Below are 22,124 nucleotides of genomic sequence, written 5' to 3' on the forward strand. Positions count from 1 at the left end.
CGGTTCTGCACGCTTCAGTTGATGTCCCTGGGTGCCAGCGCGACTGATTTCATGATCGCATGGCAATCATCGCCCACAGCCAGCCCGAGTGAGGCGACCGAGCGGCAGGTTATCCGGGCGAGCAGGCTTTCATCGCCCATACGCAGTGCCACCATCGCGTCACTGCCATCGCGGGAGGATATTGCGCTGATGGTACCGCGCAGAATATTCATCGCTGACAGCCCGGTTGGGCGATTGCAGGAGAGAATGACATCCTGCGCCTCGATGCGCACGCGCAGCTGCGTGCCCAGGCTGGCGCACTGGCGCGGTATGAACAGCGCGCCGCCGGAGGTGGTCAGCTCGCTCAGGCCATCGGCATGATGGGCTGTCAGGGTTCCGCTCAGAATCGCACCCGCATCACGCAGGCCAAGGGCTAGCTGAGGGTCGCTCAAGACCTGCGCGACAGCCCCAACCCCAGTAACGCGTCCGGCCGCCAGGGTAACAACCGTAGTAGCTAGTCGTGCTACCTCCGAGAGGGAATGGCTGACGTAAAGCAGGGGTATCTTCAGCTCGTCTCGCAGGCGCTCGAAATACGGCAGGATCTCCGCCTTGCGCGTCTCGTCGAGTGCTGCCAGAGGCTCATCGGCGAGAATCAGCTCCGGGCCGCAGAGTAGCGCCCGTGCTATGGCAACGCGCTGCTTTTCGCCGCCCGACAGGGTCGCTGGGCGTCTTGCGAGCAGCGTCCCGATGCCGAGCATGTGAATGATTCGCGCCAGATCGGCCGGGGGTGCATCGGGAGAGGCGAAGCGGCGGCCATAGAGAATATTCTGCTCTACGCTCAGGTGCGGAAATAGCCTGTCGTCCTGAAACACGTAACCGATCCGGCGCTTGCGCACCGGCAGGCTGATGCGGGCGCTAGTGTCGAGCAGTACCCGGCCGTTGAGTTCGATTCGACCCGTTTCGGGTCGTAGCAAACCGGCTACCGCATTGACGATGGTACTCTTGCCAGAGCCCGATGCGCCAAAAAGCACCGTCAGGCCCGGTGGTGCCTGGAACCTGGCATCCAGGGTGAAGTCGCCCAATTGCTGTTGAAGTGTCACGGTGAGGGTCATTTTCCGGCAATTCTCCGCGCCACACGTTGCGCCATGATTTCCGACATTAGCAGAGCGCCCATGGCGATGATGACTGACACGATCGCCAGCCGCGCTGCCATGGGCTCGCCACCGGGCACCTGTAAAAACGCATGAATGGCTGACGGGATGGTCTGGGTCTGGCCGGGAATATTTGAGACGAAGGTAATGGTTGCACCAAATTCGCCCATCGCTTTGGCAAACGCGAGGATAGCGCCGGCAATCACGCCGGGCAGGATCAGTGGCAAGGTGATGGTCAGAAATACCCAGCCATGCCCGGCGCCGAGGGTACTGGCGGCCTGTTCCAGCTTGGGATCGACCGCTTCAATGGCCAGTCGCATAGCCCTCACCATCAACGGAAACGCCATGATCGCGGCGGCCAGGGCGGCGCCGGTCCAGTTAAACGCCAGCACAACGCCGAAACTGTCGTCCAGCCACTGACCAATAGGGCCGCGGCGACCAAAGCCGATTAGCAACACATAGCCGGTTACAACCGGGGGCAGGATCAGCGGTAAATGCACCAGACCATTCAACAGTAGCTTGCCGGGAAAACGCCAGCGAGCCAGTGCATAGGCGGTTAGCAGGCCCACGGGTAGACTGAGCAGCGTGGCCCAGAATGAGACCCGTAATGACAGAGCGACTGCCTCCCATTCTGCCGGCCCGAGCCAGCCTGTTACGTTCGCAATCAATCCAGCACCATGAAGCCATCAGTCTGGAAAATGCCCCGTGCCTTGTCGCCGCCCAGGTACGCCAGGAAATCAACTGCGACCTTGCTTCGGTTGTTGCTCAGAATGGCAACAGGGTAGACGATGGGCTCGTGGGTGTCTTCGGTAAAGGTGCCGACTACGCTGACCCTGGACTCGGCCCGAGCGTCGGTGGCATATACAATGCCGTAGGGCGCTTCGCCGGAGGCCACCAGATTGAGTGTTGAGCGTGCGTTATCCGACTGGGCAACACGGGCCTCCACGCTGTTCCATTCACCCAGAGCGGTCAACGCCGACTTGCCGTAAATACCCGCTGGCACGGCATCCACCATCGCCATGGCGAGACGGTTACCACCCAGCAGACCAGCCAGATTAACCCCAGGCACCAGCTCCACTGGCTCGACATTGCGGCCATAGGCAATCAACACCAGGCGATTGCCGAGCAGGTTACGACGGCTTTGTGCGTCGATATCACCCGATGCCTGCACCGCATCCATCCACTCGCTGCTGGCGGAGATAAACAGGTCGGCTGGCGCGCCCTGCTGTATCTGCCTGGCCAGTAACGAGCTGCCGGCATAGGACGCCACGGCGGTGTTACCAGTATCCTCCTGCCAAGCGCTGAATACTTTTTGCAAGCTACCGCCGAGACTGGCTGCAGCGAACACCACCAGATCCTGTGCCGAGGCGTTAGCCGGCAGCAAGAGACAGTTAAGTAGCAGGAAGGCCAGCAACCTGCGGATCATGCGTAATGGACGATCCCGTTCACCCCCCTGCATTGACAACACCCCTTGGCTAGAAGCACCAAGGCTAACCGCAGGATGGAGCCTGCGGCAAGGCGATTCAGAGCTGGCGGGCCAACTTGTCGCGCAGCCGTTCCGGATTGTTGCCTGCGGCTTTATCCAGTTCTGCCAGTTCCTCCGGCACATACCAGTGCAGGGTGTCTGACTGGTAGGCTTCCCACACGACCTTGGCCACCTCGATGGCCTCTATTACGCGGAACGCGCCCGTGTCTGATGCTGCTGCCAGCATTGTGTCATCCGGCATGCCGGTGCGGATCAGACCGGGCAATACGTCGGCTACGCGAATATCATGTCGGCGGAATTCATTGGAAAGCGCTTCGGTCAGTCCCTTCACCGCATGCTTGGTGGCCGAATACACGGCAATCAGCGGCATACCCATGGTCGCCGACGATGATGAGGTAGTGAAACACAAGGCATTGGGCGTGGCTTTCAGAAGCGGCAATGCAGTGTGAATGCCATTGAGTACGCCGACAAAATTGACCTGTACCAGGCGCATTTGCTCCTCGAAGGGAATCTCGTCAAAAAAACCGCGCATGGCGATCCCGGCGTTGTTGAACAGAATGTCCATGAGTCCGCCAGTGGCTGCATCGAAGGAATTGATCGCCTGCTCGTAGGCGATCTTGTCGCTGACATTTAACTGCCCTATCAGGCAATTATCTGCACCCAATTCGGCCTGCAGCGCCTCCAGACCGGCCTGATTCAGATCGAAAGCGCCAATAAACCAGCCCTGCTGCTGAAATAAACGTGCGGTTTCCCGTCCCATGCCAGACGCGGCACCGGTAATGAAAATCGACTGACGACCTGTGGCTTCTGGCATGGGTTGGCTTCCTTGGCGGTGACGGTTTACGCAATTAACCAATCAACGTTAGCACTCTTCGCGATGCCTGGGACCTAAACGCTAGTTTGGCTGATCGTATGGCAATCATTTTGATTATGGGCTGCAAAAGCACTAAATAGACGGCCTGTCACGGCAATGTCACATCCCGGGAATACCCTTCGGAAGCCTAACCCGTAGTGAGGTGATTATGCTTTCCACAGTCCGCACCCGCATCCTGTGTTTTTCATTTCTGTCCGTCAGCGCCCTGGCGGCATTGGCGGTATTGTCGCTGCTGATCATCAACGAAGCAGAGAGCGCTTCAGAGCGGCTGATTACCGCCGGGCTTGAGGAATCATGGATGCTCGAAGATCTCGAACAGGACCATCGGCGGCTACAGGATCTGGCTTACAAGATTAAAGCCCAGCTACTGCTCTGGGATGAAATCACCCCCACATTTGATAGTTTGACGGGCTCGCTACCCCTGTACTGGCAAGTGATTGAGCAAAGTCCGCAACTCAGCGAGTGGGCGGCTGACAACCAGGACAGCTTTCAGGCTGTATTAGGCCTGCTAGCCAAAATCGAGCCGGGCATTCGCGAGAAAAGCTATTACAGAGTGGGTCAGGTCGTGGATTTTGATCTGTTTCCGGCATTGGAACCGATGCTCGCCGCTATCGAGCAACGCAAGCGCGCCAGTCGCAATAGTATTCAAGAAGACTCTTCCCAGTTGCTGGCCTATCTCGACAAGCAACAAACGTTTCTACTTATCGGCTCTGGGGTCTTTCTGATAGCGATTATTCTCATGACGCTGTGGCTCAGGCAAACGGTTATCGTCCGGTTGCAGAAGATTGAAAGTGATATCAAGAAAATGGATGACACTTCGGATCTCAGTTGCCCCCCGTTGGTCACGGGAGAGGACGAGGTTGCCGGGGTCGCACGTGCTTTGAACGGTCTGGTCGGCCGGTTCGATCAGTTTATCGGGGACATCCGCCATTCGGCTGCAGGCTTGAATCAACGCTCCGCCACGCTGGACACCCAGGCGGAAGCAGTGCAGGCGGCTTCAGAGACAACCCGTGAACAGATTGAAGAGGTTAATCACTCGATGGGTGCTATAGCGGGACAGGCATCGGAGATCGAGTCGGCCACGGAGCTTTCAGCCGCCACCATACGCGAGGCAGTACTGGCTAATGGGCAAGTTCAGCAGGGCTTGCAGAGCAGCGAAGCAGCCGCCAACAACGCCATCGAGGTGATTGTGCGGGTGTCGAGCTCTATCCAGGCGCTGGGCGAATCGACCAGTAAAATCCAACAGGTGATTGGCGTCATTGCCGCGGTTGCCGACCAAACCAACCTGCTGGCGCTGAATGCTGCGATTGAAGCGGCGCGAGCGGGCGAGCATGGTCGCGGTTTCGCCGTCGTTGCAGACGAGGTGAGAACCCTCTCCCAGCGAACCGCCGATTCGACTCGCAATATCCGCCAGTGGGTGCTTGATCTGGTCGACGGTGTCAGCGGCGTGAATGCGCTGCTGGGTGAAATGAGTGCAGCCGGGGCAGACAATCGAACCAACCTGGATCAGCTGAAAACCCATCTGACCCGACTGGCTGACCAGTTCGTTGAAATGGAAGCCAGTAGCCATCAAGTTTCACGTTCGGTCTCACTGCAGCGCGACGAGCTCAAGCTGATCAAGCAACGCTCAACCATGCTGAGGGAGAGCTCTTTGTTGCTGATGGGCAGCGTGAACCATTCCAGAGAGGTCAGTGAGTCGTTGCGCCAGGACTCCCTGTCGATGCGTCAGTTGACGGAGCGGTTTCGCTCTGCGGATGCAGTGTGATTTTTTAAGCATGCTCAGGCAGGTTACAACCAGTAGCCAGCTCAACAGGTCACAAAGCCACCTGCCCGGGCTGCAAACAGGAAGTTGGTGGCATTGTCGCAGTCGGCACTAGTACAACTTTCCTGCTAGCGGGGCCTGCCGCAAGAGCGTGTGACTATGTAGCTTGTGGCTGCCTGCCAGAGGCGAGTCCGCTTCTAATGCAAGGGACCGTCAGTTTGGCAGCTAGATTAATAATGCCGAGTCAGCCGAAATGGTCCTGCATCCATTCAAACAGGGTGGTGCTGCTCAGTGTAGCCAGATCAATCTGTTTAAATTCGCCACCAACCGTTTCTTCGCGGGTGACGAACTGGTAGAGCACTATGCCTGGCTGCTGGTCATGCAGGATCAGATTGATGCGGCGCTGGGTGCGCAGGCAATCGATGGTCATGACATCAGCGGGTATTCCTGCGTCGCGCATGCCGCGGCGGACTTCCACTACCGGATTGATGTGCTCGTGCGTTGACTGGATCCGGTTATGGGCCTCATTGGCCAGGTCAGACAGGGTTTTCAAGGGGGCTTCAGTCATTGGCTGAGACGCTCTGGCTGAGGGGAAAGTACGGTGCAGTTACTACTGCGAATCGAGACTATCACGTAGCCGCCTTGAACATCAGCAACGCGCCGGTTATCGCCAATAAGCTATAAACCAGTTGCCGAAAACGCTGCTCATTAAGCCGGTGATGCAGATATTCGCCCAGTAGCACGCCCACAACCAGAAGCGGCAGATAGAAGACCAGACGCGGCAGGCTTGGAAGCAATGTACCGTCAACCAGAAACAGCAATGACAGACACGAGTTCAGCGTGAACCACACCACCAGCAACGTGGCGCGCATGCGGCTTTTGTCCAGCTGGATGCCGCCTAATGCATAAACCAGCAGAGGGCCGCCGGAAGCGAACAGGCCGTGTGTGATGCCGGCGCCGAAGGTCAGTGCGCGGCTGAGCATCAGGCTGTGCGGCACGATCTGGATGCCGCGGGCCATACGCCAGAGCTCGCGGCTGGCAAACCATAGCACCAGCGCGCCAAACAGCAGCTTGAGCAAAGAATCTCCTAGCCAGGGCCGCAGTCCGTAGCCCGTCAGTGTGCCCAGTAACATCAGCGGCAGGACCAGTTTGAGCAGCACAGGCCAGAAGATATGCTGGCGATTGCGCCAGACCAGATAACCGGTCATCAACACGTTCAGGGGCACCACCACCGGCAACATTGCCGGAATGGGCAGGATCAGCGCACCTAGGGAGAGAGCAATCACCAGACTGCCGAAGCCGGTAATGGCTTCAACGGTGTAGGCCAGCAGAATGAAAACACCTAGCCAGATCCAGGGGTCAAGCAGCATGGTGATGCCTTTTCAGGTTGTGGCCGGGATTGTCGAGATTGATCTTGGCTCGCGGGTGGGCGTTGATCAACGCAGTTCTCCAGCAAAACGCTTGCGTACCTGGCGCAGATATAACGAGGGCGCAATACGCCAAAGCAGGCTACCCAAGCGCGAGATCGGTTCAGGCAGAATCCAGCGTTTGCGTCGCTGCAATCCCTGGTCGATCAGTTCGGCCATCCATTCGGCGCTGCGCATGCTACCGACCATCGAGCGTGGATGCTTTGCGGTGTTGCCATCACGACCCAGCGCATGATTCTCGATAGGTGTGTCGAGAAAGCTGGGGTAGGCCATGAGTATATGGATGCCATCGGCTTCCAGCTCCAGGCGTAGCACCTCGAAGAATTGGGTGAGGGCACTTTTGGCGGCGCAGTAGGCAGCACGGCCGGGTACCGGCATCCAGCCAGCCATCGAGCCAATGCAGACAATCTGACCGGCAGACTCGCGTAGCAGCGGCAACGCTGCCATGGTCAGTTCTACCGGGCCTTGCCAGTCCACAGCCATAACCTTGCGAAACACCGCCGGGTTGGTTTGGTGCGCGGGTGAGCGGTGGGTAATGCCGGCGTTGTTGACCAGCAGATCGAGACGACCGAAGCGATCGCGTACCTCATCAATCAGGAATCTAATATCAGCTGCCTGGGTAATATCGGTGGTGACGGTCAGCACCCTTTCCGGATCAGCCAACTCCTCGGCGCGGGCGGCCAGTCCTGCCGCATCAATGTCGGCCATTACCAGACTGTGGCCCGCCGCGAACCAGTGACGGGCCATAGCCCAGCCGAGGCCCGAAGCGGCGCCGGTGATCAGGGTGACATGCATGTGTTGCCTTCTCCGTGTCAGGGTTTACGCAACCCATTGCACTTGATGAAATAGTCAAAGGTCTCGGCGGATGTTTTCGCCAGGGAATAGCCAAACTCCTCTTTCAACCGCCGATTACTCAGTACCGGTCGATAGCGCAGAAAATTCACCTGCTCCGGCCCGGTGGGTTTGCCGCGCCATTTTGCAATCTGCAGGCCTGCCTTGACCAACCATACGGGTAATCTGAGAAGTGGCTTGTTCATACGGCGGGCGATATCCGCCATGGTCAGCGCACCGTCCCCGGCCATATTGTAGATGCCGACCTTGTCTTCGCTAATACCCATCTCCATAGCGCCAATCACGTCCTGGTCCCAGATGAACACGAAGGGCGAATCGCTGCCCCTGAGGGCCAGGATGCGCGGGGCCATGAACAGGGTGGTGATCTGATTGCGGGTATCGGTGCCCAGAACTGTCCCCGGACGGAAGATCAGTTGCTGGAGTTGTGAATGCGTGTTTCGGAAATCGGCGAGCATTTCTTCGACCTGTCGCTTGTGATCGGAATAGGCGAATTCGGTATTGCCGCGCAGGGCGTCCTGTTCGTCAATCCACGCAGGATTGTCCGCGTGGTAACCGTAGGCGGCGCCTGAACTGGTCAATGTCAGGTGGTCTACGCCCGCCTTGCTGCAGCACTCGAGGACGTTGCGGGTGCCATTGACGTCAATATCGAAATCCCGAGCGCGGTCCTTCGATGCTTGAAGAATGGACGCCAGGTGAACCACGTGAGTAATGCCCTTCTCCTTCAGCACATCGGCCAGACTCGGATCGCGCACATCCAGCGCGGTGACCGGAAAAGCCAGATCGTCGCGGCTGCGGATGTCGGTGCCGACCACGTGGTAGTGAGCCGCCAGCCGATTACCCAGCTGATGGCCGATATAGCCGGCAGCGCCGGTAATGAGTATGCGTTTAGTCATGTGCAGTGCGCGCCCAGATCTGTGAAAGAGTGATGCCGGACACCAGGTGCCAGACGCCCCAGAACGCGGTGATCAACATCATACCGCCGGCCTCCGGGAAAAATGTGAAGAGGATGACCAGACCCAGCCCGGAGTTCTGTATGCCCACCTCCATGGTCACGGCTCGGCGGTCGGCCACCGGCAGTTTGAGCAGCACGCCCATGCCGTAGCCCAGGGACAGGGCCAGCAGATTGTGGGCGACCACCAGCCAGAAAAAGCTGTGGAAGCGCTCCAGAAACAGGCCGAAGTTGTTGGAAAACGCGATCGCCACAAAGCCCAGGAAGACCAGCAACGAGATGATGCGCAATGGCTTCTCGCTACGTTCCACCAGCCCCGGCAGTTTGCGTCCGGTGACCATGCCCAGCACCAGCGGTAGCGCCAGCACCAGCAACACCAACAGCAGGATGCCGCCCGGCTCCAGGGTGATCTGGGTCAGGTATTCGCGGGTGTGCGGGTTGAGCCAGCCATAGAAGGCAAAGTTCAGAGGCGTCAGCACCGTGGCAGCCAGGCTGGAGACCGCCGTCATGCTGACCGAGACCGCCACGTTGCCGCGGGCCAGCCAGGTCATGATGTTGGAGAAGCTGCCGCCCGGGCAGGAGGCGACCAGAATCATCCCCAGCGCCAGCTCGGCATCGATCTTCAGTGCCCAGGTGAACAGGCAGGTGGCTAGAGGTAGCAGCAGGAACTGGGCAAACAGCCCCGCCAAGGGTGCAATGGGCGCCAGGGCAATACGCTTGAAATCCTCGAGGCGCAGGCTCAGCGAGACGCCGAACATCATGCAGGCCATGATGACATTGAGCAGAATCAGGCTGGCCGGGTCGAACTCGATCGGCAGCGCGCCGCTCACGCTGTGGGCGCCGGCTGGGGTTCTTCAGCACGCAGACCACTATGCAGCTCGGTAATGTGCTCGGCCAGAGTCTTCAGGTACTCATCCTTGTTCACGTAGTAGGCCATGCGGGCCAGCTTGATGTAGTCATAACCGCCATCCAGGGTCACGCCGGCGCGGGCCTGTTTGATCTTGTCGAACCGGTTGGCCGCTTCTGCATTCTGCTGGCGCTGCTGGATATACAGCGCCACCAGCCGCGCCTGTTGATTGCGCCCCTCCCAGCCCAGACCGGCCGCCTCGATCATGCCCATCATGAACAGGTTGTCATACTGCGGATGGAAGACGTTCATATAAAGCTGCGGTGCGTCCTGGCCAGCGGGCCAGTTCAGGTGAGTGCGGTCGATGAAGGGATAATCAAGCAGGTATCCAGTGGCCATCAGAATCAGATCATAGTCGGCGCTTTCGCCATCGATGAAAGTCACGGTGTGGCCGTCGACCTGACTTATATCGCGGCGCGCCTTGATATCGCCATGACCCAAATGGTGCAGTACCAACGAATTGACCACCGGGTGTGATTGGTACATGCGGTAATCCGGGTCCGGCAGTCCGTAATCGGAGGGTTTGCCGACGATCATGCGGATCATCGCTGCGTCCATGCGCTGCTTCAGCGGGCGCGGCAGCTTGAGCTTGCCGCCCAGCGTATCAATGGGTCGGCCCTTGATGAATTTGGGCAGGAAGTAATAACCGCGCCGAAGGCTGATGTCTACTGATGTGGCGTGGTGTACGGCGTCCACGGCGATATCGGCGCCGGAGTTACCACAGCCGACGATCAACACACGTTTGCCATTGAAAACGGACGGACTTCGATACTCGGAAGAGTGCATCAGCTCCCCGGCAAACTCACCGGGTAGTGCGGGCATGTTGGGTGTATGCAGGGTGCCATTGGCGATCAGTACGCCGTCGAACAATCTCGATTGCTGCGCGCCATTGCATTCGCTGATCAGGCGCCAGCCGCTGCCCGCGGGCTCCATGCTGATCACACGCGTTGCGAACTCGTACTGCGACTTGAGATCGAAATGCTCGGCGAAGTCGCGGAAGTACCGGCGCAGTTCCTTATGGTGTGGGTAGAAGGCGACCGATTCACGCATGGGGAACTCGCTGAACTCGGTCATGCGTTTGGACGAGATCAGGTGCGCGGTCTCGTACATGGTGCTATGCGGATTATCAATATCCCACAACCCACCCACGTCGCTGTGCAGCTCGAAACCGGTGAAGGGAATGTCGAGTTTCTGAAGATTGCGGGCTGCGGCCAGGCCCATCGGGCCGGCGCCAATCACTGCATACATGGATGCTACCTCGGGAGTTTTTGTTGTTATGCTTGCCAGTCTAGTGGATGCGCCCTGAGGCGTATCGCACCAAACAGGACAAAGGACCGGCAATTCAGGCCATGCGCGACACTTCTGAACACAGCGTGACGCCGCTTTACAGTCAGGCAATAGTGCAGGCTGCAGAGCGTCTGGGACTGGTGCTGCCTGCGGCCTTGCTGGCTGAGTTGCGGCCCGGTCAGCGGGTGCCGCTGGCTCGCCAGGATGCTCTGTGGGAGGCGTTTTGCGCTGCCAGCGACAATCCACTGGCGGGTTTGCGCCTTGGCCTGGAGATGCAGATCGGCCATCTGGACAGTGCCGGCATGCTGCTGGTGACCTCCGATACACTCGGAGAGGCGCTGGAGCAGCTCATCGAATACGCACCGGTCATCGGCGATGGCGGTGAATTCAGCCTGCGTCACAGCGCGGATCAGGTGTTCATTGATTACCAGCCAGACCTGACGGTGCGTCAGGCCGAGCGAGTCGAGGCCGTGTTTGCCAGCCAGCTTAACCTGACCCGCTGGTCGACCGGCGGGCGTTTTCAGCCTACGGGGCTATGGTTTACCCATACCCCACTCACCCAGCCTGAGGCGTATGCGCAGCTGATCGATTGCCCGCTGCACTTTGGCGCGGCACATAACAGCCTGGGATTTTCGGCAGAACAGTTGCAGTTGCCTTTGATTCAGGCCAACGGAGCTCTGCGTGAGCATCTGCGGCAATTCGCCGACCAAACGCTGGCCGCCCTTGGCCAGCACAGCCTGACTGCCGAGGTGCAGCGCCTGGTGCGCCAGCACCCGCGCTGGGGCAAGGAGCGAATGGCCGCCGAACTGGATCTCAGCAGCCGGCATCTCAATCGTCTGCTAGGCGAAGAAGGACCCTCATTTAAAATCCTGCGCGAGAGCGTTTTGCAGCAGATGGCCTGCCGGGCATTACGTGATGATCAACGGGTTGCTAGGATTGCCGAGGATCTGGGATTTTCTGATGAAGGCGCTTTTGTCAGAGCCTTTCGCCGCTGGCAAGGGGCCACACCTGCCCGTTATCGTGACGCCACAGATGGCAGCGGTGCCGCCAGCTGACCAAGCAGATCTAAATGCTGACGCTTGGCCGCCTCCGACCCGATAGTCTTCATCATCACCTGTGTGCCTGCCGGACATTGCGCCAGGCGTGCGCAAGCCTGTGGCGTCAGCGTACCCAGACACGGATAACCGCCGATGGTTTGGCGATCGTTGAGTAGCGCGATGGGTTGGCCATCCGGCGGGACCTGAACGGCCCCCAGCGGGAGGCCTTCGGATACCATGCCGGCACCCTGATAATGCAGGATTGGCCCGTTAAGGTGAACACCCATCCGATCAGCACGGGAATCGATCTGCCAGAAACGGTTGAAGGCATCGAACAGGCTGCGCCCGGAAAATCCGCTCAGCCGAGGGCCGGGCAACAGCGCAAGCAGGGCCGGTATCGAATAATCCGGTATCAGCGCCGAGGGAAGCATCAGCACAGGTCGATGATCTCCGGCAAAGGTCAGACAATCGCCGCTGCGCAACGGCTCGCCTTCGCCATTCAGGCCACCCAATTTTTCCCGCCGCACAGTTGACCGGGAGCCAAGGATCCTCGGTGCGAAAAAGCCGCCCGGTGCAGCCAGATAGCCGCGAACACCGGTAATGGGCGGATGAAAGATCAGTTGCTGACCCCGGCGCATTACAAAGCTGCGCCAGGGTATGAGGGGTGCCTGGTCAAGGGTTGCGGCCAGATCAGCGCCGGTCAAGGCAAGAGTGCTGTCCTGCTGACAGTGCAAGGTCAGACCGCCCAGGGGTATTTCTATTACTGCGCAGTCTGGATCATTACCCAGCAATCGATTTGCCCAGCCAGCCGCTATCCAGTCCAGTGCACCGCCTTGGGTAACACCAATATGTCGCACGCCGAACCGGCCAAGGTCCTGCAGCTGCGCGAGTCCTAACGTGCGTTCTATAATCAGCCTGTTCACGCCATAGATTCCATGGGTGTGTCGTCACCGCCCTGGCGCAGGAACTCGGTGCGGTCAATTGCTACGAAACGCACCTTGTCGCCGGGCTGCAGCAGGCTGTAGCCTTCAAGGCCAGGGTCGAACAACTGAACAGCGGTGCGTCCCAACAGATTCCAGCCGCCGGGCGACGCTAGCGGATAGATTGCTGTTTGGTGTTCGGCAATAGCCACACTGCCCGCAGGCACCGATTGTCGGGGAGTCGTCAGGCGCGGTGCGACCAGCGCAGGGTCGAGCAGCCCCAGATAGCCGAAGCCGGGGGCGAAGCCCAGGGCAAAGACCCGGTAGACTCGCGCGCAATGCGCTTGGATAACGGCTTCTTCACTCTGCCCCTTGAGTTTCGCAATACGCTGTAGATCCGGGCCGACCCGCGCGTCGTACCACACGGGTACGTTATGTCGGGCGCCACTGGTGTCGCTCTGTTCCGGCTGCAGATTATGCAGGGCGCGCCCCACTAGATTCCGGGCCTTGCGCTCATCCAGCTGCTCTAAATCGTAGTGCAGCATCAAGGTCGTGTAGGACGGCACCAGATCGATCAGCTGCGTACCGAATGCGTCGCGCAACCGATTAGTCGCACTGAGCAGCCAGGGCACGTTGGATTCGTCTACCTGATGGAACAAGCGGATCAGCAACACATCAAGCCCGATAGTCTCGAGCCAGTAAATCATCGGCCCGCGGCACTCTGCAGCGCTGCACGGATCTGCTGTATAGCCGCCAGTGCGGCGGGATTATCGCCATGCACGCACAGTGTATCGGCCTGCAGCTGCAGCATGCTGCCATCGGTTGTGGATAATGGCTGGCCTGTGGCGATCTTCAGTGCCTGGGCGACCACGGCCTCATGGGTCAGGTGGATGGCGCCGGGACGTTCTCGTGGCACAAGATGGCCCTGGGCGTCGTAGGTTCGGTCGGCAAATGCCTCAAACAGCAGGCCGACACCATGTTGTGTAGCGATTGCTTCTGCCTCGCTGTTGTCACGGCGGGCCAGCAGTACCAGCGGCAAGTCCGGACTATACGCGGCGACTGCGCGTATGACCGTATGCAGTAGCTCCGGGTCGCGCATCATGTCGTTGTAGAGTGCGCCGTGGGGTTTCACATAGGATACGGTCGCGCCTTGGGCCCGGCAGATGCCATTGAGGGCCCCGATCTGGTAGTGCAACAGATCTTCTACTTCGCGCGGCGAGCAGCTCATCGAGCGGCGACCAAAACCGGCCAGATCGGGATATGCCGGGTGTGCACCGATGCGCACGCCATGCTTGACTGCCAGGCTTACGGTGCGCCGCATTACGCTAGGATCGCCGGCATGGAAGCCACAGGCGATGCTGGCGCAGTCGATGTGTGGCATCACCTCCTCGTCCAGCCCCATTTGCCATGCGCCGAAGCTCTCGCCCATATCGCAGTTGAGCAGTAACGTCTTCATACAAGCTGTCCTTGGTCAGATTGAACAAACTAACCCAGAATGAGTCAAACAGCCAAATGCCACACATTTGCTAAAGGAATGTCATGAAGATATTGATGGTACTGACCTCGCACGATCAGCTGGGTGACACCGGTAATAAGACGGGTTTCTGGCTCGAGGAGTTCGCCGCGCCCTATTACGTCTTGCGTGACGCCGGTGCAGAGGTAGTGTTGGCCTCGCCCGCCGGTGGTCATCCGCCGCTGGACCCCAAGAGCGACGAGCCTGATGCACAAACGGATGCGACGCGTCGTTTTGCCAAGGATAAAGAAGCACAGGGCCATCTGGCCAACACCCACCGACTGACTGAAGTCGAGGCCGGTGATTATGATGCGGTGTTCTACCCCGGTGGTCACGGTCCGATGTGGGATCTCTACCGTGATACCCAGTCAATAGCCCTGCTTGAAGCCTTCCTGCAGGCGGACAAGCCGATTGGCGCGGTGTGCCACGCACCGGCTGCTTTGTTGCAGGCCCGATCCGCCTCTGGCGAGCCGTTGGTCAAGGGTCGTCAGGTGACTGGTTTCTCGAACTCCGAGGAAGAAGCGGTAGGCCTGACAAAGGTGGTGCCGTATCTGCTTGAGGATGTCTTGCGTGAGCGCGGCGGACTCTACAGCAAGGGTGACGACTGGGCGTCCTACGTCAAAGTCGATGGTAATCTGGTGACGGGTCAGAATCCGGCCTCATCGGAAAAAGCCGCTGAAGCCTTGCTGGAGCTGTTAAATCACAGCAAATGATCCAGTGGCAATGACAAAAAACCGCTACCTCACAGTAGCGGTTTTTTTATGCCGGTAGACCGTACAAATGCTGTCTAGACGCGTGGTTTGCGGCCCATTACGAGAGACACCACGAACAGCACCAAAAAGACCAGGAACAGAATCTTGGCGATCCCGGTTGCGGTACCTGCAATGCCGCCAAAGCCCAAGACTGCAGCAATAATGGCGATAATAAGAAAGGTAATTGCCCATTTCAATATAGCTATTTCTCCTTGAAATATGCAGCGAATCGGGACGATTCTGAATCGCCAAAAACAGGGTCCTTGAGCTTTATCCTAGGCTCTCCTGCTTGTTGGTTAACGCATATCTGATTTAGTTCAGCGTAAGACGTCAAGTGCCTCGGCATCGACATTGTTCACGCCGCGGATGCCCTGTGCGATTTCGATTGCCAGTTCCCGACTTTGCTCGCTATCTACTGAGCCGCTAAAAGTTACGTCGCCAGCGCGCGACGTGACCGAGATGTTCACGCCATCGAGGCTGCGGCTGAACAGTAGGCTTGATTTGACCTTGCTGGTAATCCAAACGTCGCTGACGGCATCTGCAGCACCTTCGGCAGCCTGTCCTGCAGCTTGCTGGGCCCGCACCGCAGTCCCCGGCTTATCGGTAATGGCCAAGTTGTTGCGCACTTCGAGCACACCGCGGGTATTGCGGGCTAATCGTTCAGCCAGTTCCCGGGCGGCATCGCTATCAACTGCCCCGGTCAGGGTCACCACGCTGTTGTGGGTATCGACATCGATATCCAGGCCTTGAGTGTAACGATTCCACAGCAGCTTGGACTTTACTGCCGCGGTGGTGGTAGCGTCGTCGAGACTGTTAGCCAGGCTGGTTCGCCGCGCATTGCTTCGATCGACATTGGTATCGATGGCAATCTGATTGTCGACCCGGTCGATACCTTCGATGCTCAGCGCGACCTGTTTAGCCAGATTTCGGTTTACTCCGTTCTCGACTGTCCCGGTCAGCACCGCTGTCTGATCTTCCACCGCTACCTGAATGCGAAAGGGGTTCAGATGGCGGTTCAATGCAAAGGCGGTAGCGACCGAGCCTTCCAGTCTTGCTTCAGCAATATCGTTATTTGGGTTGGTCTGGGCATGGGCTGGTGAGAGTGCAAGTACGCCGGCAGTTGCCGTGGCATAGGCTAGGGCTTTCAGCTTGTGCATGGATATCTCCCTATTATGATGCGTGAAATCATAGCTTAGACGGCCATGGACTGGTCCGCCTACACCCCGGAAATCTAGGGTTAATATCAGCTCGCCATGCAATTTGCACGAATGTTACACTCGGCAAAGTAATATTTATTCTGGAGCGCAGTCATGGATACAGCGGATCAAAACAGTGGACGCATTCTTCTGGTCGATGATGAAGCGGCAATCCTGCGCACTTTTCGCTATTGTCTGGAAGATGAAGGCTATGAGGTAGCCACCGCGAGCACGGCGGCGAATGCCGAGGAGGTCTTGCGTCAGCATGTGTTTGACCTGTGCTTTCTGGATTTGCGTCTTGGAGACGACAGCGGCCTGGATCTGTTGGCGACCATGCGCACGCAAGCGCCCTGGATGGTGGTGGTTATTGTTACCGCGCACTCGGCGGTCGATACGGCGGTCGATGCGATCCAGGCGGGCGCCTCGGATTATTTGGTCAAGCCCTGCGGTCCCGAGCAACTGCGCATGAGCGCTGCCAAGCAGCTCAAGGTGCGGCAGTTGGCAGCGCGACTGGAACTGCTCGAGGGCCAGATGGGCCAGTCCGAACACGTTATCGAGTCCCACTGCCCGGTGATGATGACCGTGCTCGATACGGCGCGCCAGGTAGCCGTGACCGATGCCAATATTCTTATTCTGGGGGAGTCGGGTACCGGCAAGGGCGAACTGGCCCGCGCGATCCATGGCTGGAGCCGACGGGCGAAAAAGAATTTCGTTACCATTAACTGCCCATCATTGAGCGCCGACCTGATGGAGAGCGAATTGTTCGGCCATGTTCGGGGCGCCTTTACCGGAGCCAGCGAGAATACGCTGGGCAGGGTCAATCAGGCGGATGTTGGTACTTTGTTCCTTGACGAGATCGGTGATTTTCCGCTGGCCTTGCAGCCCAAACTGCTGCGTTTCATTCAGGATAAGGAATACGAGCGTGTCGGTGATCCGTTCACTCGGCGGGCGGATGTGCGCATTTTGGCGGCGACCAATCGCAATTTGTCGGCGATGGTTAAAGCGGGTGAATTTCGTGAAGATCTGATTTATAGACTAAACGTGATCACCTTGACTGTCCCGCCGCTGCGCGACCGTCAGGATGACATTGTGCCCCTGGCGGAGCGTTTTCTGGCGCGTTTTGTGAAGGATTACGGTACCCCGGCCAAAGCCCTCAGCGAAGAGGCTATAGAGAGTTTGCGCGGCTATAGCTGGCCAGGCAACATACGTGAGCTGCGTAATGTCATGGAGCGCGCGAGTATCATTTGTGCGGACAAAATGGTGGGTGTCAATCATCTTGGTTTCACTGGTCCGACAGTCGTTAACGCGCCACGAATCGGTTCCGAGATGACTCTGGACGATCTGGAGAGTGCGCATATTGCTTCGGTGTTGGCCAATAGCGAGACACTTGACCAGGCCGCCAGGACGCTGGGTATCGATGCCTCGACGCTGTATCGAAAGCGCAAGCAGTTAGCCTTGTGAAGCTGCGAAGCAGGCTTTTTCTCGGCATCAGCGGGTTGCTCGCTGTGGCCTTGCTGGGTCTGGTTCTCGGTCTTTACAGTGTATTGCAACTGACCGATGCGCGGAACGGGGTGATGAGTCGCAATCTAAGTATCATTGAGTCCAGCCAGGGATTGGGGCAGGAACTGAGCACCCAAGTCACATTATTACTGGCCGAAAACCTTGATCGTACCGCTCTGGCCACATCTGACCAATCCTTTAAGGGCTGGCTGGACGGTGCGTCAATCAGCGTGGTTGATCAGCTTGACCGCGAAGCCATTACCGCTATCCAGTTAAATTATGCTGCGTTCCAAAAGATCCTGCAAAGGCCTTATGCTGGCCGTAGCGAGTTCTCGCAGAATGTTGAACTCGCTGCAGTGATCGCGGCCATGCGTAACCGGATAAACGCGGTCCAGAACCGCTATGTCGATAACGTCAAGCGCTCAACGGTTGAGATGCAGGGCCGCGCAACACTGATTGCCACACTGCTGGGTCTGGTGATTATTGCGGTATTGCTTATAGGTCTGGTCATTGCCAATAGCTTCGCACAACGAATTGGACGCCCCATCGAAGCGTTGGCTCGCGCTGCAGATCGCATCGGCAAGGGTGACTTTCGGGTCATGCTGCCTATCTCAAAGATTGCCGAATTGCGGGTTCTCAGCCGGCGCTTCGGGCTCATGGCGGACTCTCTGCAGTCGTTTAAGAACAGCGATCTGGCGGCGCTGCAAGCGGGGCAGAAGCGGCTGAAGGCAGTGCTTGATAGCATGGATGGCGGTTTGTTGATCTTCAATCGCGACGGTTCTCTGGAACATGTCAATCCGGTGGCGCAGCGTCAGCTTGGCTGCGCAGAGCAGGATCTAGGTCTGCGGTTGGGTGAGCTGCTTGATTATCCAGAATTGGACGAACAGCTGTCCCGGGTTTTGCAAGGGGACACGCGTGAAGAAGGCGAGCAGGATCTTCGTGTGGTGGCAGGAGGTGAGCCGCGGGTACTCAGTTATAGTCTCTCTTCGGTCAGCAATGATGAAGGCTGTGTGCTCTGCGCCGTTATGGTGTTGCGCGATGTCACTGATCAGCGTGCCTTCGAGCGGGTTCGCAGCGAATTTGTATTACGTGCCTCCCATGAGTTACGTACGCCCGTTGCCGGTATGCACATGGCATTTGCTCTTTTGCGTGAGCGCCTGAAACTGGCTGATGACGGACGCGAAGCTGACCTGGCGCAGACAGTGGATGAAGAAATGCGCCGGCTGGTCCATCTGATCAATGAACTTTTGAACTTCTCACGCTATCAGAGCGGATTGCAAAAGATTGAACCGGCTCCCTGCGATGTCGAAGGTTTGTTGCTTCAAGCGCATCACCGCTTTGCCAGCCAGGCGCTGGAGCAGGGTATAGATTTCGAGGTCGAGTTGAGTAGTGAGTTGCCTGGCGTCGATCTTGATCATCTGAAAATCAGCAGGGTACTGGATAATCTGATTGCCAACGCTCTGCGTCACACGAAAAAAGGTGGGCATGTTACCTTGCAAGGAAGACGCAAGGCTGACCGGCTGGTCATGCAGGTCGAGGACGATGGCGAGGGTATCCCTTACAGCCAGCAAGCGCGTGTTTTTGAGCCCTTCGCCCAGGTAAGCCACAAGCGTGGCGGTGTGGGCCTGGGATTGGCCTTGTGCAAGGAAATCGTGCTGTTGCACGGCGGCAGTATAGGAATGGAATCGACGCCAGGCCACGGATCGCGTTTTATCTTTTCGCTACCGCTTTGAAGCTCCCATCCGGCTGAGTAGTTCGGACAGCTGAACCAAAAACCGGGATTCGAGTCGAAAAGGACAAGCCCGTTAAAATGAGGTACCGCTCATGCTGCCTTTACGATTGTCTGATGTGCAGACGAATACATGCGTTATTGCCCCGGTGCGGTCTGGCGTACTGATCGTCGTCTTTGCCCTGCTGCTAGTGGCCTGCCAGACCGCTCCTGTTGAGCGCGATTACGATACCAGTCGTGATTTTACCCAGTACCGAACCTGGAGCTGGGCTGAGCAGGCCATCACTTACACGCCCGCGGAAGATCCGCGGGTACGTAGTGATCTGACCAGCCAGCGCATTCGCAATGCCGTTGGTGATCAGCTCGACGTGCGTGGCCTGCGGCCGGCCAGGGAAGACCTGTCTGCCAATTTGCGTGTTCAGGTGAACGTGATCAGCGAGGAAAAAGAAGATCAGGTGACGACTAGCTTTGGTGGCTCAATTGGCTACTGGGGATGGGGTTGGGGTGGCGGACCGTCTTATACCCAGTCACGCTCAGTTGATTATCAGATGTTGACGCTGCAGGTCGATTTGCGTGATGCGAGTGACGGCCAGTTAGTTTGGCGCGGTAGTGACGATCAGCAACTATGGGATGCGTCACAACCGCCAGCGGAACGCGCGCTGCAGATCCGTGAAATGATCACCCGCATTCTCAGCGGCTATCCTCCGCCCTAACTGACTCCGCAATCAGCGGCCCTTGAACGATCCCAGCAGGCCCCTCACGATCGCGCGGCCAAGCTGGCTGCCGAGACTGCGCATGGCACTGCGGCCCAGGGATCCGGCCATGTTTTCCAACCCGGACTTGCGGGTTGACCGAGCGGGGGCACGTTCACGATTGGCCTGCTGCTGGGTTCGAGTGCTGGCGGTCTCGTTCGAGAGCGCCTGTTCAGCTTGGCGTCGGAGTACTTCATAGGCTGAATCGCGGTCCAACTCCTGGTCGTACACGCCGGCCAGAAGTGACCGGGTCAGCAGTTGGCTTCGCTCATCGGTGGACAACGGCCCCATCTGGCTCGCCGGGGGGCGCACGAGGATGCGCTCCACAGCACTTGGCACGCCCTTTTCATCCAGCACTGATACCAAAGCCTCGCCTACCCCTAGCTCAGTGATTACCTGTTCGGTATCCAGTTTCGGATTGGCTCTGAATGTTTGTGCAGCGCTGCGTACTGCTTTCTGGTCACGTGGGGTGAACGCGCGTAGCGCATGTTGTATCCGATTGCCGAGCTGGCCGAGGATGGCTTCGGGAATATCCAGCGGACTTTGGGTGATGAAATAGACGCCTACACCCTTGGAGCGAATCAAGCGGACTACCTGTTCGATCCGGTCGACCAGGCTCTTGGGTGTATCCTTGAACAGTAGATGCGCCTCGTCGAAGAACAGCACAAATCGTGGTTTGTCGGCGTCGCCCACCTCGGGTAGCTGTTCGAAGAGTTCGGATAACAGCCACAGTAGGATGCTTGAATAGGCCAGTGGCGCATCGCGATAGAGTCGGGAGGCATGCAGAGTGTTAACCACTCCCCGGCCCTGCTCGTCGGTTTGCAGGAAGTCTTCCAGGGTAACGGCTGGCTCGCCGAACAGGCGCTCGCCGCCTTCGCCTTCCAGGCTTAGTAGCGAGCGCTGAATGGCGCCAATACTGGCTGGGGAAATGTTGCCATATTGCGGGCCTATCTCGGCGCGATGCTGGTTCAGGTGTGACAGCATGGCGCGTAGATCCTTGAGATCCAGCAGCAACCAGCCGTTGTCGTCCGCTACGCGAAAGAGTATCTGTAGCACACCGCTTTGGGTCTCATTGAGGTTCAACAGTCGTGCGAGCATGACGGGACCAAAATCGGCCAGAGTCAGCCGCAAAGGATGGCCATGCTCGCCAAACACATCCCAGAAAACCGTCGGTGCACCGCGCATCTGTAAATTTGCTAGCCCGGTCTGGCCTGCCCGCTTGGCAAGCTTGTCGCCCATTACTCCGGCCTTGGCTATACCGGAAAAGTCACCTTTGATATCGGGCACCAGCACAGGCACACCCATGTCGGAAAAACTCTGCGCCAACACCTGCAGGGTGATGGTTTTGCCGGTACCGGTCGCGCCGGCAATCAGGCCATGGCGGTTTGCCATCCGTGGGCTGATGACCACTCGTTGTTCGGTATTGGCGCCAATCAAGAGTTCAGGCGTGGTGTTATCAGACATGGGTATGGCTCCAGCGGCGGGTTAATCCCCGACTCAGAAGTTTGCCGGCGTAGTCGCGCTGACCAGTACGCAGGGTACGTCGAAGGGGTTGCGGAAACGATGGGGTTGGCTACTGTCGAAATAGTAGCTGTCACCGGTATCGAGTATGTAGATCTCACTGGCCACGGTGACTTCGAGTTGGCCTGCGACGACAGTGCCTGCTTCTTCGCCTTCGTGGTTCAGCATATCCGGTCCGGTATCCGAGCCAGGCGGATAAATCTCGTTGAGAAAGGAAAAGGCGCGATTGGGGTGGCCCTTGCCGACTAGCTTCATTGTGACCTTGCCAGCTCCGATATCCAGTAGCTCGTCGGCACGGTAGATGACCTTGCGCGGGTTATCCTGGTCTACTTCGAGAGAGAAAAAGTCCACCAGCGACATCGGTATGCCGGACAGCACTTTTTTCAGGGAGCTGACCGAGGGGCTGACGCTGTTCTTCTCGATCATCGATATGGTGCTGTTTGTTACACCAGCGCGTTTAGCCAGTTCACGCTGTGACAAGCCTTTGAGCTTGCGGATGGTTTTCAGGCGGGCACCTACGTCCAATATCG

General features: G+C 58.1%; 23 protein-coding genes. 6 read left to right on the forward strand and 17 right to left on the reverse strand.

Annotated elements, in window-relative coordinates:
- Nucleotides 1–14: 14 nt before the first annotated feature.
- The 4 genes from modC to ACJAXR_RS09460 all read right to left on the reverse strand — a co-directional run bounded on the left by modC (nucleotide 15) and on the right by ACJAXR_RS09460 (nucleotide 3,430).
- On the reverse strand, nucleotides 15–1,091 hold the full coding sequence (gene modC / locus ACJAXR_RS09445; RefSeq protein WP_415058010.1) for a molybdenum ABC transporter ATP-binding protein: 1,077 nt from the start codon (nucleotides 1,089–1,091) through the stop codon (nucleotides 15–17).
- Nucleotides 1,088–1,798 carry a molybdate ABC transporter permease subunit gene (gene modB / locus ACJAXR_RS09450; RefSeq protein WP_415058011.1) on the reverse strand — a complete coding sequence of 237 codons (711 nt, stop codon included), beginning with the start codon at nucleotides 1,796–1,798 and terminating at the stop codon, nucleotides 1,088–1,090. The genes modC and modB overlap by 4 nt, the downstream gene beginning before the upstream one ends.
- Nucleotides 1,795–2,589, reverse strand: coding sequence for a molybdate ABC transporter substrate-binding protein (gene modA / locus ACJAXR_RS09455; RefSeq protein ID WP_415058012.1), 795 nt, complete (start codon nucleotides 2,587–2,589; stop codon nucleotides 1,795–1,797). Before modA ends, modB begins: the two co-directional genes overlap by 4 nt.
- Nucleotides 2,590–2,653: 64 nt before the next feature.
- A complete protein-coding gene (locus ACJAXR_RS09460) occupies nucleotides 2,654–3,430 on the reverse strand; it encodes an SDR family oxidoreductase (RefSeq protein WP_415058013.1) in 777 nt (258 codons plus the stop codon).
- A gap of 208 nt (nucleotides 3,431–3,638) precedes the next feature.
- On the opposite strand from ACJAXR_RS09460, the gene ACJAXR_RS09465 reads away from it, so the two are divergent.
- Nucleotides 3,639–5,255 (forward strand): methyl-accepting chemotaxis protein, encoded by a 1,617-nt coding sequence (locus tag ACJAXR_RS09465; RefSeq protein WP_415058014.1) that lies wholly within the window; start codon nucleotides 3,639–3,641, stop codon nucleotides 5,253–5,255.
- A gap of 241 nt (nucleotides 5,256–5,496) precedes the next feature.
- Here ACJAXR_RS09465 and ACJAXR_RS09470 read toward each other — a convergent pair whose 3' ends face one another.
- From ACJAXR_RS09470 to ACJAXR_RS09495, 6 genes are all read right to left on the reverse strand, one after another.
- Nucleotides 5,497–5,820, reverse strand: coding sequence for a hypothetical protein (locus ACJAXR_RS09470; RefSeq protein ID WP_415058015.1), 324 nt, complete (start codon nucleotides 5,818–5,820; stop codon nucleotides 5,497–5,499).
- 61 nt (nucleotides 5,821–5,881) lie between these two features.
- Nucleotides 5,882–6,622 (reverse strand): TSUP family transporter, encoded by a 741-nt coding sequence (locus tag ACJAXR_RS09475; protein ID WP_415058016.1) that lies wholly within the window; start codon nucleotides 6,620–6,622, stop codon nucleotides 5,882–5,884.
- Nucleotides 6,623–6,688: 66 nt separating this feature from the next.
- On the reverse strand, nucleotides 6,689–7,474 hold the full coding sequence (locus ACJAXR_RS09480; protein WP_415058017.1) for an SDR family oxidoreductase: 786 nt from the start codon (nucleotides 7,472–7,474) through the stop codon (nucleotides 6,689–6,691).
- Between the two features lie 17 nt (nucleotides 7,475–7,491).
- Nucleotides 7,492–8,424 (reverse strand): SDR family oxidoreductase, encoded by a 933-nt coding sequence (locus ACJAXR_RS09485; protein ID WP_415058018.1) that lies wholly within the window; start codon nucleotides 8,422–8,424, stop codon nucleotides 7,492–7,494.
- Nucleotides 8,417–9,250: a bile acid:sodium symporter family protein gene (locus ACJAXR_RS09490; RefSeq protein ID WP_415058213.1), complete on the reverse strand. Its 834-nt coding sequence runs from the start codon at nucleotides 9,248–9,250 to the stop codon at nucleotides 8,417–8,419. The genes ACJAXR_RS09485 and ACJAXR_RS09490 overlap by 8 nt, the downstream gene beginning before the upstream one ends.
- Before the next feature lie 56 nt (nucleotides 9,251–9,306).
- Nucleotides 9,307–10,635: a flavin-containing monooxygenase gene (locus tag ACJAXR_RS09495; protein ID WP_415058019.1), complete on the reverse strand. Its 1,329-nt coding sequence runs from the start codon at nucleotides 10,633–10,635 to the stop codon at nucleotides 9,307–9,309.
- 101 nt (nucleotides 10,636–10,736) lie between these two features.
- On the opposite strand from ACJAXR_RS09495, the gene ACJAXR_RS09500 reads away from it, so the two are divergent.
- Entirely contained in the window at nucleotides 10,737–11,729 is a 993-nt protein-coding gene (locus ACJAXR_RS09500) for an AraC family transcriptional regulator (protein ID WP_415058020.1), read from the forward strand.
- On the opposite strand, the gene ACJAXR_RS09505 is transcribed toward ACJAXR_RS09500, so the two are convergent.
- The 3 genes from ACJAXR_RS09505 to ACJAXR_RS09515 are packed head-to-tail and all read right to left on the reverse strand — an operon-like array spanning nucleotide 11,690 to nucleotide 14,087.
- Complete coding sequence (locus tag ACJAXR_RS09505; RefSeq protein WP_415058021.1) at nucleotides 11,690–12,634, reverse strand: biotin-dependent carboxyltransferase family protein; 945 nt, start codon at nucleotides 12,632–12,634, stop codon at nucleotides 11,690–11,692. The two genes, ACJAXR_RS09500 and ACJAXR_RS09505, sit on opposite strands and share 40 nt — an antisense overlap.
- Nucleotides 12,631–13,338, reverse strand: a complete 708-nt coding sequence (pxpB, locus tag ACJAXR_RS09510) for a 5-oxoprolinase subunit PxpB (RefSeq protein WP_415058022.1) — start codon at nucleotides 13,336–13,338, stop codon at nucleotides 12,631–12,633. Before pxpB ends, ACJAXR_RS09505 begins: the two co-directional genes overlap by 4 nt.
- Nucleotides 13,335–14,087, reverse strand: a complete 753-nt coding sequence (locus tag ACJAXR_RS09515) for a 5-oxoprolinase subunit PxpA (RefSeq protein WP_415058023.1) — start codon at nucleotides 14,085–14,087, stop codon at nucleotides 13,335–13,337. Before ACJAXR_RS09515 ends, pxpB begins: the two co-directional genes overlap by 4 nt.
- A gap of 83 nt (nucleotides 14,088–14,170) precedes the next feature.
- Here ACJAXR_RS09515 and ACJAXR_RS09520 point away from each other — a divergent pair, with 83 nt between their 5' ends.
- A complete protein-coding gene (locus tag ACJAXR_RS09520) occupies nucleotides 14,171–14,857 on the forward strand; it encodes a type 1 glutamine amidotransferase domain-containing protein (RefSeq protein ID WP_415058024.1) in 687 nt (228 codons plus the stop codon).
- Nucleotides 14,858–14,931: 74 nt separating this feature from the next.
- On the opposite strand, the gene ACJAXR_RS09525 is transcribed toward ACJAXR_RS09520, so the two are convergent.
- The gene (locus ACJAXR_RS09525; protein WP_415058214.1) at nucleotides 14,932–15,096 is read right to left on the reverse strand and encodes a DUF1328 domain-containing protein; all 165 of its coding nucleotides are present in this window, start codon (nucleotides 15,094–15,096) and stop codon (nucleotides 14,932–14,934) included.
- Between the two features lie 117 nt (nucleotides 15,097–15,213).
- The gene (locus ACJAXR_RS09530) at nucleotides 15,214–16,053 is read right to left on the reverse strand and encodes a BON domain-containing protein (protein ID WP_415058025.1); all 840 of its coding nucleotides are present in this window, start codon (nucleotides 16,051–16,053) and stop codon (nucleotides 15,214–15,216) included.
- A 153-nt stretch (nucleotides 16,054–16,206) separates the two neighbouring features.
- Here ACJAXR_RS09530 and ACJAXR_RS09535 point away from each other — a divergent pair, with 153 nt between their 5' ends.
- From ACJAXR_RS09535 to ACJAXR_RS09545, 3 genes are all read left to right on the forward strand, one after another.
- The gene (locus ACJAXR_RS09535) at nucleotides 16,207–17,553 is read left to right on the forward strand and encodes a sigma-54-dependent transcriptional regulator (protein ID WP_415058026.1); all 1,347 of its coding nucleotides are present in this window, start codon (nucleotides 16,207–16,209) and stop codon (nucleotides 17,551–17,553) included.
- The gene (locus ACJAXR_RS09540; protein ID WP_415058027.1) at nucleotides 17,550–19,325 is read left to right on the forward strand and encodes an ATP-binding protein; all 1,776 of its coding nucleotides are present in this window, start codon (nucleotides 17,550–17,552) and stop codon (nucleotides 19,323–19,325) included. The genes ACJAXR_RS09535 and ACJAXR_RS09540 overlap by 4 nt, the downstream gene beginning before the upstream one ends.
- Before the next feature lie 91 nt (nucleotides 19,326–19,416).
- On the forward strand, nucleotides 19,417–20,034 hold the full coding sequence (locus tag ACJAXR_RS09545; RefSeq protein WP_415058028.1) for a DUF4136 domain-containing protein: 618 nt from the start codon (nucleotides 19,417–19,419) through the stop codon (nucleotides 20,032–20,034).
- A 12-nt stretch (nucleotides 20,035–20,046) separates the two neighbouring features.
- Here the strand turns inward: ACJAXR_RS09545 and ACJAXR_RS09550 are convergent, their stop codons facing one another.
- Both ACJAXR_RS09550 and ACJAXR_RS09555 read right to left on the reverse strand, forming a co-directional pair.
- Nucleotides 20,047–21,537: a helicase HerA-like domain-containing protein gene (locus tag ACJAXR_RS09550; protein WP_415058029.1), complete on the reverse strand. Its 1,491-nt coding sequence runs from the start codon at nucleotides 21,535–21,537 to the stop codon at nucleotides 20,047–20,049.
- Between the two features lie 33 nt (nucleotides 21,538–21,570).
- The gene (locus tag ACJAXR_RS09555; protein WP_415058030.1) at nucleotides 21,571–22,119 is read right to left on the reverse strand and encodes a cupin domain-containing protein; all 549 of its coding nucleotides are present in this window, start codon (nucleotides 22,117–22,119) and stop codon (nucleotides 21,571–21,573) included.
- Nucleotides 22,120–22,124 lie beyond the last annotated feature (5 nt).

The sequence above is a fragment of the Halopseudomonas sp. genome, from assembly GCF_047631575.1.
Lineage (GTDB): Bacteria > Pseudomonadota > Gammaproteobacteria > Pseudomonadales > Pseudomonadaceae > Halopseudomonas.

Excerpts from the sequence above, each read along its gene's own strand:
- modC (WP_415058010.1), bottom strand. The coding sequence starts at position 1,091 with ATGACCCTCACCGTGACACTTCAACAGCAATTGGGCGACTTCACCCTG.
- modA (WP_415058012.1), bottom strand. The coding sequence starts at position 2,589 with ATGCAGGGGGGTGAACGGGATCGTCCATTACGCATGATCCGCAGGTTG.
- ACJAXR_RS09460 (WP_415058013.1), bottom strand. The coding sequence starts at position 3,430 with ATGCCAGAAGCCACAGGTCGTCAGTCGATTTTCATTACCGGTGCCGCG.
- ACJAXR_RS09465 (WP_415058014.1), top strand. The coding sequence starts at position 3,639 with ATGCTTTCCACAGTCCGCACCCGCATCCTGTGTTTTTCATTTCTGTCC.
- ACJAXR_RS09470 (WP_415058015.1), bottom strand. The coding sequence starts at position 5,820 with ATGACTGAAGCCCCCTTGAAAACCCTGTCTGACCTGGCCAATGAGGCC.
- ACJAXR_RS09475 (WP_415058016.1), bottom strand. The coding sequence starts at position 6,622 with ATGCTGCTTGACCCCTGGATCTGGCTAGGTGTTTTCATTCTGCTGGCC.
- ACJAXR_RS09480 (WP_415058017.1), bottom strand. The coding sequence starts at position 7,474 with ATGCATGTCACCCTGATCACCGGCGCCGCTTCGGGCCTCGGCTGGGCT.
- ACJAXR_RS09485 (WP_415058018.1), bottom strand. The coding sequence starts at position 8,424 with ATGACTAAACGCATACTCATTACCGGCGCTGCCGGCTATATCGGCCAT.
- ACJAXR_RS09490 (WP_415058213.1), bottom strand. The coding sequence starts at position 9,250 with ATGGCCTGCATGATGTTCGGCGTCTCGCTGAGCCTGCGCCTCGAGGAT.
- ACJAXR_RS09495 (WP_415058019.1), bottom strand. The coding sequence starts at position 10,635 with ATGTATGCAGTGATTGGCGCCGGCCCGATGGGCCTGGCCGCAGCCCGC.
- ACJAXR_RS09500 (WP_415058020.1), top strand. The coding sequence starts at position 10,737 with ATGCGCGACACTTCTGAACACAGCGTGACGCCGCTTTACAGTCAGGCA.
- pxpB (WP_415058022.1), bottom strand. The coding sequence starts at position 13,338 with ATGATTTACTGGCTCGAGACTATCGGGCTTGATGTGTTGCTGATCCGC.
- ACJAXR_RS09515 (WP_415058023.1), bottom strand. The coding sequence starts at position 14,087 with ATGAAGACGTTACTGCTCAACTGCGATATGGGCGAGAGCTTCGGCGCA.
- ACJAXR_RS09520 (WP_415058024.1), top strand. The coding sequence starts at position 14,171 with ATGAAGATATTGATGGTACTGACCTCGCACGATCAGCTGGGTGACACC.
- ACJAXR_RS09530 (WP_415058025.1), bottom strand. The coding sequence starts at position 16,053 with ATGCACAAGCTGAAAGCCCTAGCCTATGCCACGGCAACTGCCGGCGTA.
- ACJAXR_RS09535 (WP_415058026.1), top strand. The coding sequence starts at position 16,207 with ATGGATACAGCGGATCAAAACAGTGGACGCATTCTTCTGGTCGATGAT.
- ACJAXR_RS09545 (WP_415058028.1), top strand. The coding sequence starts at position 19,417 with ATGCTGCCTTTACGATTGTCTGATGTGCAGACGAATACATGCGTTATT.
- ACJAXR_RS09550 (WP_415058029.1), bottom strand. The coding sequence starts at position 21,537 with ATGTCTGATAACACCACGCCTGAACTCTTGATTGGCGCCAATACCGAA.